Below are 12,440 nucleotides of genomic sequence, written 5' to 3' on the forward strand. Positions count from 1 at the left end.
TCTCTGGGATCGAAGCCAGCAACTCGCTCAGGACAGCTCTGGCCTGAAGTAGCGGCCAGCTTCGAATCGGCCAATGATCACATGAGACGTGACAGCTAGACACCTATATTTTTGATGTGACAGACAAGGCATTTGACTTCACCGGCTACCCCAACTTGTCCGGCACTCCTGCCGCGAGCCCTATCGGCAGCTTCACCCGCCCGTTCAACGGTCAGGGTGGCACGATCACTGGTATTGAGTTGGCGACTTCGGTGCCGCTGAATCTCTTGACACCGGTGCTGGACGGTTTCGGCGTCAGCCTGAGTTACTCCGACACGGACAGCAAAGTGAAACCATTCGGTGACGGCGATACCCGCCCCTTGCCAGGCCTGTCGCGCCGTGTGGCCACTTTGACCGCGTACTACGAAAAGCATGGCTTCCAGGCTCGTGTGGCCACACGCAACCGCTCGAAGTTCATCGCCGAAATCGAAGGCTTCGGCGCAGACCGCGAGTACAAGTACGCCGATGCTGAGACCGTCACCGACCTGCAGTTGGGCTATGAAATTCAAAGTGGCCCCGCCAAGGGCTTGAACTTCCTGCTGCAAGTCAACAACGTGACCAACGAGCCCTATCGTGAACTCGACGCCAACGGCAGCGAGACCAAGCTCGACAAGTATGGCCGCACCATGCTGTTCGGTGTGACCTACAAGTTCTAAGCGCTAGCAGCTTGGCTGCCCCCTGTCGCTGCATGGCGGCCGGGGGCTTTTCTTTTGTGGAGGCCGTCACTTGGAGACAATCAGCCCCACACCTCCATCGGGGATAGACGCCGAATGAACAAGCCAGAGATCAAGAACATCGTCATTGCCGGTGGCGGCACCGCCGGCTGGATGGCTGCCGCAGCCTTTTCCAAGGTATTGGGCGAGCGCTGGAATGTCGTGCTGGTGGAGTCTGAAGAGATCGGCACGGTGGGCGTGGGGGAAGCCACCATCCCCGTCATCAACGTCTACAACCAAGCCTTGGAGATCGACGAAAACGAGTTCATGCGTGAGACCTCGGCCAGCTTCAAGCTCGGCATTGAGTTCGTCAACTGGGGCCGCCAAGGCGACTCCTACATCCATGGCTTCGGGCCCTTGGGCCCCGACATTGGCATCACGCGCTTTCACCATTACTGGCTGAAGATGCGCGCCCAGGGCAAGGCCAGCTCACTGGAGGACTACTCCGTCAATATTGCAGCGGCCCGTGCGAACAAGTTTCTCAGGGCCCGCAAGGACTTGAGTCCCTCGCCGATGGCGGAGATCGCCCACGCCTATCACTTTGATGCCGGCCTCTATGCGGCTTACCTCAGGCGCTATGCCGAGAAGCGCGGCGTGCGGCGCATTGAGGGCAAGATCCGCAGCGTCAGCACCCGTGTGCAGGACGGCTTCATTGACGCCTTGACGCTAGAAGACGGCCAACGCATTGAAGGCGATCTCTTCATCGATTGCACAGGCTTTCGCGGCCTGCTGATTGAGCAGACCCTGAAGACCGGCTATGAGGATTGGAGCCATTGGCTGCCCTGCGACCGCGCCTGGGCCGTGCCTTGCACCTCCGTGGAGCCACTCACCCCTTACACCCGATCCACTGCCCACGGCGCAGGCTGGCAGTGGCGCATTCCGCTGCAACACCGCACCGGCAACGGCCATGTGTTTTGCAGCAGCCATATCAGTGAGCAGGCCGCCCTTGATGTGCTGATGGGTAAGCTGGACGGGGAGGTACTGGCCGACCCACGGCTCCTGAAGTTTGTGACGGGTAAACGCAAGAAAATCTGGAACAAGAACTGCATCGCCGTGGGCCTGGCCAGTGGGTTCTTGGAGCCGCTGGAATCCACCAGCATTCACCTGATCCAGTCCACCATTTCTCGGCTCACCGACCTGTTCCCCAGCCAAGGCATTGATGAGGCTGATGTCGCTGAATTCAACCGGCAAGCCGACTTCGAGTTCGAGCGCATTCGGGACTTCATCATCCTGCATTACAAAGCGACCGAGCGCGACGACACAGCGTTTTGGCGCCAGTGCCGCGACATGAGCGTTCCAGACGCTCTGCAGCACAAGATCGATCTCTTCAAGTCCAATGGCCGGGTGTTCCGGGAGAACGCCGAGCTGTTCTCTGAGATCAGTTGGGTGGAAGTCATGCTGGGCCAGCACATTACTCCCCGCCATTACCACCCCTTGGTCGATGCCCTGCCTGAGCAGAAAATCATCGACTTTCTGGACAATGTGCGCAGCACCATCCGTCGCTGCGTCGATGTGATGCCCACCCATGCGCAATACATCGCCAGCGAGTGCGCCACGCACATCCCCCCCATGAAGCCTCGCAGGTGAGATGTTCAATCCAAAGGTCAGTCATCGCTCTGAGCCCTTAGGCACAGAGGCTCGTGTTGAGATCTATGACCACTTACTGACTGACCCTGCGGGCCTTGTCGATCTGGCTCAGCACCATCGGCAGGCCTTCTTGCAAGCGCAGACCAACGCATTCCCCGGTCTAGAGCTGCCGCTGCCGCAAGCGGCCTTGGCCCCTTGGCGCGACTGGTTCAGCAGCACCGCCAAGCAGCATTTCGGCGTCCGGCGCGTGGTGGACATCCAAGGCCGCTTATCGCTGGTCACCGCCCAGCCTGATCAGTTGGCCCCCGTACAGCGAATCTGCCACCGCGACCGTCTTGAAACGGAACCCGGCGAGTTGGCCATTGCAGGGGTGCTCTACCTGTTTGAGCAAGAAGCGCTGGGAGGAACCAACTTCTTCACGGCGCGCGAGCCCGAGCGCATCAACGAACGCATTGCGCGGTGGGCGCAGATGACTGCTGCTGCCTTTGAGGTGGACACCGGATGGCCGCCCAGCTACATGCTGGCCGCCAATCAGCACTTCGAGCATCTGCTCACCGTGGCCCCACAGTTCAACCGCTTGCTGCTCTATCGCGGTGATGTCTTCCATGGCAGTGCCATCGCCGCACCGCATCTGCTGTGCGACCAACCCACCCAAGGGCGATTGACCCTTAACCTGTTCATGCGCTGCAAGAGGAGTGCCGCTTGATGTCCCGACTCGTTTGCTTGACCCTGCTGCTCTGGGCTTGCCTCGCCCCCAACATGGGCCACGCACAAACTGCCCAGCAGATTTTTGCGACACCCACGGTCTCCGAGCCTGTGCTGTCACCCGCTGGCGACCGCGTGCTCTACAAGCTGGCCCGCAATGGCAAGCCACCTCAGTTGGCGGTCTTGGATTTGCGCACCCTGCGCACAGCCGTACTGGCAGGCTACGACGAGGTCGGCATTGGCCAAATCTATTGGGTCAGCAATGAGCGTGTGGCCTTCACGTTGGCCACCTGGAACCTCGCGGCGGCAGACCGGGAGTTCGCACCCGGCCTGTTTGCCGTCAATGTCGACGGCAGCCGCTACAAGCAGTTGGTCAAGACCTTCGGCAACTCTTGGCTGCGCGAAGGCGACACCGGGGTAGAGATGCTGCCTCATTGGACGCAGGTGGTGACCACCCGGGCTGACCAGGACACGGATGAGTTGATCGTCAGCACCACCGAGGCCTACAGCAAAAAGGAAGGGGCTGACTTCAGGCGCCTGAAGCGACTGAATACGCGCACGGGGCATGTGGTGGACATCGACAGCCCCAACCATGCGTCCGCCTGGTATTTCGATCAGACCTTAGAGTTGCGAGCGGCTGCAGGCGTGAAGGCGGGGCAATTGACGGTGTCGATCCGCGAGAACAAGACCTGGCGCGAGTTGCCCGGCCAAGATGCGCTGAGCCCCAACTACTTGCCCACCCGCTGGCTGGGCGAGCAGTTGCTCGTTCGGGCATCCGCCAAAGGGTTTGAGGGCTTGTTCAATCTCGACACCCAGAGCGGCCAGGTCAGCCCCCAAGCACTTCTGGCCGTCGCAGACTATGACGTCGCTGTCCCCGATTTCATCGAGCAAGACGGTCGCTGGCTGGGGACCCGATTCACCGCAGATGCGGTGGTGACGGTTTGGCGCGATGCGGGCATGCAAGCCTTGCAAGAGCGCCTGGATAAGACCTTTCCAGACAGCGTGGTGAACTTAGATGTCCCCGTGCGCGGTGGCAGCCCGTGGGTGCTGGTGGAGGTGTACTCCGACCGCAAGCCGCCACGCTTCTTCATGTTCCAGCGCGAGACCGGCAAGCTGACCCAGTTTGGTGAAAGCCACCCACAGCTGCAATCTGCGGCCATGGGCAGCATGGACCTGCACCGCATCCCCGCCCGCGACGGGCTGCCCATTCCCAGCTTCGTCACCTTGCCACCCGGCGCCAACAAAACCAAGCTGCCAACCGTGGTCTTGGTGCATGGCGGCCCCTGGCTGCGTGGTACTCATTGGCACTGGTCTGCGCCCACGCAGTTTTTGGCCACGCGCGGCTACTTGGTCCTAGAGCCCGAGTTCAGGGGCAGCACGGGCTTCGGCGACAAACACTTCAGGGCCGGCTGGAAACAGTGGGGCCAAGCCATGCAAGACGACGTCACCGACGTCACCCGCTGGGCCATTCAAAAGGGCTTGGCGGACCCAGAGCGCATTTGCATCATCGGCGGCAGCTATGGCGGCTATGCGGCCATGATGGGCCTGATCAAAGAACCTGATCTCTACCGCTGCGGCATCAACTGGGCGGGCGTGACGGACCCGGAGATGATGTACACGGTGCAGTGGAGCGACATCACCGACGCCGCCAAAACTTATGGCCTGCCGCGCATGATGGGCGACTTGCAAGCTGACGCCGCCATGCTGCGCGCCCACTCCCCGCTGCGGCGTGCGGCCGAGTTGAAGAAGCCTTTGCTCATGGTCTATGGCGGCCGCGACGAGCGGGTGCCCTTGGTCCACGGTGAGCGCATGCGTGAAGCACTGCGCCCGCACAACCCATCGGTGGAGTGGTGGGTCTATCCCACAGCAGGCCATTACTGGGGAGACGAAGCCACCCAGGTGGACTTCTGGGGCCGTGTCGAGAAGTTCTTGGCCAAGCACTTGGCTGCGAAGTCCCCGTGATGCAAGCTGCTCAGTGAACAGCCTCACCCCATGACCGCCCTTGCCGCCCAAGCCCCCGACATGCCCCACCTGCCCTGGACGCGGCAGGCCAATATCTATGAAGTGAATGTTCGGCAGTACACAGCCGAAGGTACGCTCAAAGCCTTTCAGGCGCACTTGCCGCGCCTGCAGCGGATGGGCGTGGACATCCTCTGGTTGATGCCCATTCAGCCGATTGGCAAGAAAGAGCGCAAAGGCAGCTTGGGCAGCTATTACTCGATTGCCGACTACACCGCCGTCAACCCAGAATTCGGCAGCTTGGCCGACGTGAAAGCGCTGGTGCAAGAGGCGCATGCGCGCGGCATGAAGGTCATCTTGGACTGGGTGGCCAACCACACCGCCTGGGACCACCCCTGGGCCACTCAGCATAAAGATTGGTACAAGCTCAACGCCCAGGGCGAGATCTTCCCGGTCACCTTCAATGAAGGCACGCCGCAGGTGGAGTACTGGACGGATGTGGTGGCCCTGAACTACGACAGCGCCGCGCTGCGCGAGGCCATGGTCGGCGAGATGGCCTTTTGGGTGCGCGAGTGCGACCTGGACGGCTTCCGCTGCGACGTGGCGGGCCTGGTGCCCACCGCGTTTTGGAACGAAGCCCGGCGCCGCTTAGACGCTATCAAGCCCTTGTTCATGCTGGCCGAGTGGAGCGAGCCCGAGCTGCACGAGCAGGCCTTTGACATGACCTATGGCTGGGACCTGCAAGACGTATTCAAGGCCATCGGCAGCGGCAAGGCCGGGGCCGAGGCTCTGCGCGCCTGGGTGAAGCAGCCCACCGCCAAACCCTTTCCGGCCCATGCCTACCGCATGCGCTTCACCAACAACCACGACATCAACTCCTGGCACGGCACCGACGCCGAGCTGTATGGCCCGGCCTATGGCGCTTTTGCGGTGCTGAGCTTCACCTTGCCCGGCATGCCTTTGATCTATGGCGGCCAAGAAGGCCAGCTCGACCGCCGCTTGGCGTTCTTCGAGAAGGACGCCATCACCTGGGCCGGCTTCCCCCACCAGGCGTTTTACAGCGAGCTGATCGCCCTCAAAGAGGCCCACCCGGCCTTGGCCAATGGGCAATACGGCGCGCCCGTCATGCTGCTGGATGCTGGCAATCCGTCGGTATTTGCTTTTAAACGCCAGCAAAACGCTGATTGGGTGCAAGTGGTGGTCAATGTGTCGGCCACCCCGCAGCGCTACAGCCTTCAAGGCCAAGACGCCGAGATCGGCCCCTGGCAGTCGGCCATCACCGCAGCCCCGGCAGCAGCCTGAGCACCTGCCGTCAGGAAACCGGCCTGCGGCAGGGGATAATCGAGAGATCTCTCTAATGTGAAGATCATGTCTGAGCCCACTCTGCCTGTTGCCGCTGTGGCCCCCGTGGCCCTCTCTCCCACGCTGCGTGAGCAGCAACGCCACGCGTTCTCTCGCGAGGAACTGCTGGCCTGTGGCCGTGGCGAGTTGTTCGGCCCAGGCAACGCCCGCCTACCCTTGCCCAATATGTTGATGATGGACCGCATCGTCCGCATCGACGACACCGGCGGTGACTTCGGCAAGGGCATCATCGAGGCCGAGTTGGACATCCACCCCGACCTCTGGTTCTTTGGCTGCCATTTCGAGGGTGACCCCGTCATGCCCGGCTGCTTGGGGCTGGACGCGCTGTGGCAGTTGGTGGGCTTTTGGCTGGGCTGGCGGGGCAACCCGGGCCGTGGCCGCGCCCTGGGCTCAGGTGAGGTCAAGTTCTTTGGCCAGGTGCTGCCCAGCGTCAAGACCGTGACCTACAAGCTGCACCTCAAGCGCGTGGTCGAGCGCAAGCTGGTCATGGGCATTGCCGACGGCCACATGTATGCCGACGGCCGCGAGATCTACACCGCCACCGACCTCAAGGTGGGCCTGTTCACCTCTACGGATAATTTCTGATGCGCCGCGTTGTCGTCACCGGTTTGGGTATTGTTTCCAGCATTGGCAACAACGCCGACGAAGTCACCACCAGCCTGCGCGAAGGCCGCTCGGGCATCCAGTTCAACCCTGCTTATGCCGAGAAAGGCATGCGCAGCCAGGTCAGCGGCCGCCCTAACCTCAAACTTGAGGAAGTCATTGACCGCCGCCAGTACCGCTTCATGGGCGAGGCCGCAGGCTATGCCTACTTGGCCATGCAGCAAGCCATTGCGCACAGCGGCCTGACGCCTGAGCAAGTCTCCAACCCACGCACCGGCTTGGTGGCGGGCTCGGGCGGCGCCTCCAGCGCCAACCAAGTTTTGGCAGCGGACACCCTGCGCGAGAAGGGCATCAAGCGCGTCGGCCCCTTCATGGTCACCAAGACCATGGGCTCCACCGTCTCGGCCTGTTTGGCCACGCCCTTTGCCATCAAGGGCGTCAACTACAGCATCACCTCGGCCTGCGCCACCAGCGCCCACTGCATCGGCCATGCCGCGCAACTGATCGCCTGGGGCATGCAAGACGTGATGTTTGCAGGCGGCGGCGAGGAAGAAAGCTGGGAGCAGTCCCTGCTGTTTGACGGCATGGGCGCCATGTCCAGCAAATACAACGAGACGCCAAGCACCGCCTCACGCGCCTTTGACGCCACCCGCGACGGCTTTGTCATCGCTGGCGGTGGCGGCATGCTGGCCCTGGAAAGCCTGGAGCACGCCCAAGCCCGTGGCGCCACCATCTTGGCCGAACTGGTGGGCTTTGGCGCCACCTCTGACGGCTACGACATGGTGGCCCCCAGCGGCGAAGGCGCTGTGCGCTGCATGCAGCAAGCCATGGCCACCGTGAAGACCCCCGTGGACTACATCAACGCTCACGGCACCTCCACCCCCGTGGGCGACCTGGCCGAGCTGGGCGCCGCCAAAACCGTGTTTGGCGACAAAGTGCCGCGCATCAGCTCCACCAAGTCCCTGACCGGCCACTCCCTGGGCGCCGCCGGCGTGCAAGAAGCCATCTACAGCCTGCTGATGATGCAAAACAACTTCGCCGCCGCCTCGGCCCACATCGAGCAGTTGGACCCAGCCGCTGAAGGCCTGCCCATCTTGCGCGAGCGCTATGACGGCCCGCTCAGTACCGTGATGTCCAACAGCTTTGGCTTTGGCGGCACGAATGCGACGCTGGTGTTCAGCAAGTTTGCGGGTTGATGGGTCTGGACGCCCGATAGAGCAAAGCCGCCTCGGGGCGGCTTTTTCTTGAGGCACGCTCTTGGCAGCTCAGGGCTATGCGGCATCCAGCAGCAGACTCTCATCCAACATGTGTTGGACGGTATCCGCCTGCAAACGGTCGCGCCGCCGCTTAGCCACAGGCCGGTCCGCCAGCTCGGACAACCAGCGTTTGAACGCCACAAAAATGCTGGGCTTCACCGTGCTCATCAGGGCCATGCGGCCCGTGACAGACACCACCGGCACTACATAGCGAGGGGCTTGCAAGAACTGCTCTGCCTGCTTGGCTTGAACGGGCCAGAGGTCGTCCTCGTTACTTGAAAAGCGCACCGGGTGTGGGTCATCCGCCTGCGCCATACGCCGCAAGAAATCGACCGCAAAGCCTCGGTTGTTGATGGCGGACTCCAACTGCCCCTCCATCCGCCTGAAGCTGGGGTCCACGCGCTGCAGCACGCCCAACACAGAGGTGTCGAGTTGATCCATGGTGCTGAAGAACTGCACCCGCTTGCGCACATCCCATAGCAAGTCGACATCTTGGGTGGCCAAGGCCGCCGCCTGTAAGCGCACGGATGCGGCAGCCTCATAGGCGTACATGGCGTGTGTGCCCACCACGGTGAAATAAGGTGCCAAGCCTGAGCGCTCCAGCTCGTTGAGCAGGTTCACCACCAGGGTCGGCACTCGCCCGACCTTCAGTGCCTTGTTCATGCGCTCGGCTTCGCGCAGCGCTTGCGCTAAGGCCGTGAGTCTCTCTTGGGCGTGCTGCTTGCCCTGGGTGAACGCGGCCCACTGAGCTTCGGTGGCTGGGTCACGCCGCCCCAGTCGTTGCTGCCGATTGTCTGGACGGGTACGCACCAGGTATTCGTAGTCACCCTCGCGTTTGAAGTACATGCCGCCCGAAAAACGCGCTGCCGCCCCTTGTGCCACGCGCCATTCCTGAAAAATGGCCGTGGCATCAATGGCCTGGCGTGCTGCGTTGTCAGACAGAGGGAGGTAGAGCATCACCGTACGAATTTCATTTTCTAACTTTATACGGTGAATCGTTTTAAATCAATCACTTAATCGTCAACGTACCGGCAAACTCACATACCCCGTCCGCTCCACCAGCGTCTGCCCCTGCTCAGAGCGAATCCAATCGATGAAGCGCTTGGCATCTCCTTGCGGTGGCCCCAGCGTGGCGGCATAGAACTCGGTGCTGTAGGGATAGCTGCCATCGCCGATGCTGGCGGGTGTGGGCGCAACCCCATCCACCGACAGCAGATGAATGCCGCCGGGCTGAAGCATTTGAGTGACAAAGACGCGGAAGGAATAGCCGATGGCGCCGGGGTAGTTGGTGTAGTCGCGGGTTTGCTGCACCACACCGCCCATGCTTTGCGCCACATGGTGGGTCAGCGCGGGCATCAAAGGCGTCTCGCCCATGATCTTCTGCAACATGGATTGGCTGCCGCTGCCCTCCGGGCGCTGAAAGGCGATGATCTTGCCCGCACGCCCGCCCACTTGCGCCCAGTCCGTGATCTTGCCTGTATAGATGTCGCGGATCTGTGCGCTGCTCAATTGGCGCACCGGGTTGTCAGCCGCCACATAGAACACAAAGGCTTCGCGCCCAATCGGGGTGAGGTGCAAGTCCAGCCCTGCATCCTTGGCCTTGGCACGCTGCGCCTTGCTGGGGCCGGCCACAAAGGCAATGTCCGTCTGACGTGCCAACAGCCGCTCGTAAGCCACCGAGGTCTTGTTGACCTGAACCCGCTCAGCCAACACCTCAGGCGCCACCGTGGGCCACACCGCCGCCGTGAACGCCGCATACAGCAGATACAGCGCCGTGGCGCCGTCCATGCGCGGCAGCTGCTCTGCCCCCATCTGCAAAGAGGCCGGGCCATTCAAACGGGCCAAGCGCGGGTTGTCGGGCCGGGGCCGATAGGTGTGCATCTGGGGCTCGGCCGCGCTGATGCGCAGGTAGGCGGCCTCGCGGCGCTCTTGCCGCTCGGTCCAACCTGCCCAGCCCATGGCAGCAAGGGCCACGGCCGCGCCCGCAACTGCCGTCCATTTGCGCCACCGCTGCATGAAGAAAGCCAGCGTGAACAGGCCTGCGGCCGCCCCGACCAAGGGATAGACCCAGGCGCCGGGCAACACACCGCCACCCGAGAACACGAAGCCGATCAGGCAGATGAACCAGAGCATGCCCAAACCCGCCAGCCACACCGCACCGGCCAGCACGCGCACCCAGAGAGGTCGTTGACTCAAGCCCCACATGCTGTCGCTCCTAAACGCTACTCAACACGGTCAGATAACTGGCCCACCAAGACCGCGCCTATGCTGCATTCATCACGCGCTTGAGGAGATACAGCGCCACTGCAGAGACGACCGTAGACAGGCCCGCCACGATCATGGCCGGAAGCAGGGGAATCCGCAGGCCGATCTTGAACCCCAGCGAGTAGCACAGCATCAGAGCAGCCAGCACGGACAAGACAGAAAGGCCGAGGAAACTGCTAACGCCGGTGCCCTTGACAAAACTGAGCAAAGTAAACAGCGCCACGCCCAGCAGCGCAAAGGCAATGCTGACCGCTTTGGCGGCCTCGCCGGCGGTGACCTCGACATCCACCACCAGCTTGGTGAACATCCTCACAATGGAGGTGATCACGATAAAGCCCATGAGCAGGACCAAACTGGCCTGCAAAGGCAAAACGAGCGCAGCGAAAAACAATGCGCCCACAATGACGAGGTATTGCATCGGTGTCCTCCCGGTATGTTTGTTTGTTTTCAGTATCAAGCATAACGCGGAGGTCAGGGAATCGAGCGCCCGTACGGCTATCTCAGTCTGCCCATCGTGTCCTGAGGCCCGAGGTTGCTTTCACGATAGCGCCATTTGGGGCAGAAGGCATAACCTGACCCCAGCTCGCTCGTCGCTCGCGCGGCCCAACACTCATTCGTGGCCACCTCTCTCATACAGAGCCAACTCGACTGAGCTTAATGCTCCAATCCGGGTCTAGCCCAACAGGATACCGAGCCAGCGACTCGATGTGTGAATGCTCGAATTCAGCATCTTCATCGCGTTCCACTACGACTTGATAGATCCCTGGCTCAACCTCGATGATTGGCTGGTGGAGTTCTCCTAACCGGGACAAGCAAGTAACGATCAATCTACCTGTGGGGCAGGCCAAGGTACCGGCGAAAACCGATGATCCAAGATGCCCAGTTTCAGTAGCTTGCGCTTGAAGTTGCGGTGTGACCTGCGCCTCTGCTCGAAAAACACCGTCAAACAGCAATGTCCAAGAGAGCAAAGCTCCCTGACTGGCGGCATGCATCAACCGGTCATTGAAGATGAACAAGCTGAAGAAATCTTCCATCCCCTCCTGAAGTGCAAGCTTCTTTGCCGCATCGAACTCAATGTCCATGAACCCAAGCCTATTCACTGGTGAGCCTTCGTCACAGATCGCGGCATAGCAGCTTTCTGTCTTTACAAGGTAGGCAGAGTTCATTGCTCGCGGTAAAAATTTTGGGGTCTTAGTTGAATGGGATGACTGGCTGCGGGCGCTGATGAGGTAAGCGAGGGCATAGTGCTTGGCAGGCCTTGCGGTCCGCAGTAATGACCTACTTCGTCATCGCATTGGCTGGATCGTCATTCAAACACTCTACCGGGACCGACTTGACATGCGCCCTGGCCACATGCATCAGCGCCTCCCATTCGTCCTGCGGCCTCGCAGCAATACCTGCATCGATCAGGCCGCGCTCGCACAAGTCTTGAAGGGCCCAGATGGCTTGCTTCTCCTCGTCGGTCAGCACGTCGACAAAGCCGGTCTCAGCGACCTTGTTTGCCAAGACATCCCACACGACAAGCAGGTGCCCTGCTGAGAGCCGCAACGTTGCTTCTTGTGTCAGGTCATCGTTCGTCATGCCAAAGGACCCTCTCGCCTGATCTTGACTTCAGTGACCAGAATTCAAGTCACCTTGATTGCCAGTCAGCCGCATTGGACTACAGCTTATTGGTCAATCCAGGTCAGTCCGATGCTCGGCATACAAGGCAGAAAGCGCACCCGCCACATGCTGCCCCAGTGCAAACTAGTACATGAACGACAAGTGCCACAGCGCATTAGCGAAGCGCCCCACATCCATCAGGTAGCCGCCAGCCTTGATATCCTTAGGTGTCAAGCCCCGGGAGATCATTCACACGTTTTGTGAAGAGCTTGGGGTGTGAGGCGTGCCATTTTTTCAGGGCCTCGATGGGGGTCTGGTGGTTGAGGGCGCGTTGAGGAATTCGATGGTT

General features: G+C 61.2%; 12 protein-coding genes. 7 read left to right on the forward strand and 5 right to left on the reverse strand.

Annotated features, from left to right (window positions below; genetic code table 11):
• The first annotated feature begins 116 nt into the window (after window positions 1-116).
• From ACIQ3Q_RS21270 to fabB, 7 genes are all read left to right on the forward strand, one after another.
• On the forward strand, window positions 117-695 hold the full coding sequence (locus tag ACIQ3Q_RS21270) for a TonB-dependent receptor domain-containing protein (RefSeq protein WP_396271237.1): 579 nt from the start codon (window positions 117-119) through the stop codon (window positions 693-695).
• A gap of 114 nt (window positions 696-809) precedes the next feature.
• On the forward strand, window positions 810-2,339 hold the full coding sequence (locus ACIQ3Q_RS21275; RefSeq protein WP_396271238.1) for a tryptophan halogenase family protein: 1,530 nt from the start codon (window positions 810-812) through the stop codon (window positions 2,337-2,339).
• A gap of 1 nt (window position 2,340) precedes the next feature.
• On the forward strand, window positions 2,341-3,045 hold the full coding sequence (locus tag ACIQ3Q_RS21280) for a DUF6445 family protein (RefSeq protein WP_396271239.1): 705 nt from the start codon (window positions 2,341-2,343) through the stop codon (window positions 3,043-3,045).
• Window positions 3,045-5,006, forward strand: coding sequence for an alpha/beta hydrolase family protein (locus tag ACIQ3Q_RS21285; RefSeq protein ID WP_396271240.1), 1,962 nt, complete (start codon window positions 3,045-3,047; stop codon window positions 5,004-5,006). The genes ACIQ3Q_RS21280 and ACIQ3Q_RS21285 overlap by 1 nt, the downstream gene beginning before the upstream one ends.
• A gap of 30 nt (window positions 5,007-5,036) precedes the next feature.
• Window positions 5,037-6,305 (forward strand): alpha-amylase family glycosyl hydrolase, encoded by a 1,269-nt coding sequence (locus tag ACIQ3Q_RS21290; RefSeq protein ID WP_396271241.1) that lies wholly within the window; start codon window positions 5,037-5,039, stop codon window positions 6,303-6,305.
• A 66-nt stretch (window positions 6,306-6,371) separates the two neighbouring features.
• Window positions 6,372-6,950: a 3-hydroxyacyl-[acyl-carrier-protein] dehydratase FabA gene (fabA, locus tag ACIQ3Q_RS21295; RefSeq protein WP_396271242.1), complete on the forward strand. Its 579-nt coding sequence runs from the start codon at window positions 6,372-6,374 to the stop codon at window positions 6,948-6,950.
• Window positions 6,950-8,164 (forward strand): beta-ketoacyl-ACP synthase I, encoded by a 1,215-nt coding sequence (gene fabB, locus ACIQ3Q_RS21300; protein WP_396271243.1) that lies wholly within the window; start codon window positions 6,950-6,952, stop codon window positions 8,162-8,164. The genes fabA and fabB overlap by 1 nt, the downstream gene beginning before the upstream one ends.
• A 75-nt stretch (window positions 8,165-8,239) precedes the next feature.
• On the opposite strand, the gene ACIQ3Q_RS21305 is transcribed toward fabB, so the two are convergent.
• The 5 genes from ACIQ3Q_RS21305 to ACIQ3Q_RS21325 all read right to left on the reverse strand — a co-directional run bounded on the left by ACIQ3Q_RS21305 (window position 8,240) and on the right by ACIQ3Q_RS21325 (window position 12,070).
• Window positions 8,240-9,181 (reverse strand): GSU2403 family nucleotidyltransferase fold protein, encoded by a 942-nt coding sequence (locus tag ACIQ3Q_RS21305; protein ID WP_396271244.1) that lies wholly within the window; start codon window positions 9,179-9,181, stop codon window positions 8,240-8,242.
• Between the two features lie 63 nt (window positions 9,182-9,244).
• Entirely contained in the window at window positions 9,245-10,420 is a 1,176-nt protein-coding gene (locus tag ACIQ3Q_RS21310; protein ID WP_396271245.1) for a PstS family phosphate ABC transporter substrate-binding protein, read from the reverse strand.
• 67 nt (window positions 10,421-10,487) lie between these two features.
• Window positions 10,488-10,907 (reverse strand): hypothetical protein, encoded by a 420-nt coding sequence (locus tag ACIQ3Q_RS21315; RefSeq protein WP_396271246.1) that lies wholly within the window; start codon window positions 10,905-10,907, stop codon window positions 10,488-10,490.
• Between the two features lie 211 nt (window positions 10,908-11,118).
• Window positions 11,119-11,571, reverse strand: coding sequence for a hypothetical protein (locus ACIQ3Q_RS21320; protein WP_396271247.1), 453 nt, complete (start codon window positions 11,569-11,571; stop codon window positions 11,119-11,121).
• 196 nt (window positions 11,572-11,767) lie between these two features.
• On the reverse strand, window positions 11,768-12,070 hold the full coding sequence (locus ACIQ3Q_RS21325) for a hypothetical protein (RefSeq protein ID WP_396271248.1): 303 nt from the start codon (window positions 12,068-12,070) through the stop codon (window positions 11,768-11,770).
• Window positions 12,071-12,440: the final 370 nt, after the last annotated feature.

The organism is Ideonella sp. (assembly GCF_044358605.1).
Taxonomy (GTDB): domain Bacteria; phylum Pseudomonadota; class Gammaproteobacteria; order Burkholderiales; family Burkholderiaceae_C; genus Ideonella.

Excerpts from the sequence above, each read along its gene's own strand:
- ACIQ3Q_RS21275 (WP_396271238.1), top strand. The coding sequence starts at position 810 with ATGAACAAGCCAGAGATCAAGAACATCGTCATTGCCGGTGGCGGCACC.
- ACIQ3Q_RS21280 (WP_396271239.1), top strand. The coding sequence starts at position 2,341 with ATGTTCAATCCAAAGGTCAGTCATCGCTCTGAGCCCTTAGGCACAGAG.
- ACIQ3Q_RS21285 (WP_396271240.1), top strand. The coding sequence starts at position 3,045 with ATGTCCCGACTCGTTTGCTTGACCCTGCTGCTCTGGGCTTGCCTCGCC.
- ACIQ3Q_RS21290 (WP_396271241.1), top strand. The coding sequence starts at position 5,037 with ATGACCGCCCTTGCCGCCCAAGCCCCCGACATGCCCCACCTGCCCTGG.
- fabA (WP_396271242.1), top strand. The coding sequence starts at position 6,372 with ATGTCTGAGCCCACTCTGCCTGTTGCCGCTGTGGCCCCCGTGGCCCTC.
- fabB (WP_396271243.1), top strand. The coding sequence starts at position 6,950 with ATGCGCCGCGTTGTCGTCACCGGTTTGGGTATTGTTTCCAGCATTGGC.
- ACIQ3Q_RS21305 (WP_396271244.1), bottom strand. The coding sequence starts at position 9,181 with ATGCTCTACCTCCCTCTGTCTGACAACGCAGCACGCCAGGCCATTGAT.
- ACIQ3Q_RS21315 (WP_396271246.1), bottom strand. The coding sequence starts at position 10,907 with ATGCAATACCTCGTCATTGTGGGCGCATTGTTTTTCGCTGCGCTCGTT.
- ACIQ3Q_RS21320 (WP_396271247.1), bottom strand. The coding sequence starts at position 11,571 with ATGGACATTGAGTTCGATGCGGCAAAGAAGCTTGCACTTCAGGAGGGG.
- ACIQ3Q_RS21325 (WP_396271248.1), bottom strand. The coding sequence starts at position 12,070 with ATGACGAACGATGACCTGACACAAGAAGCAACGTTGCGGCTCTCAGCA.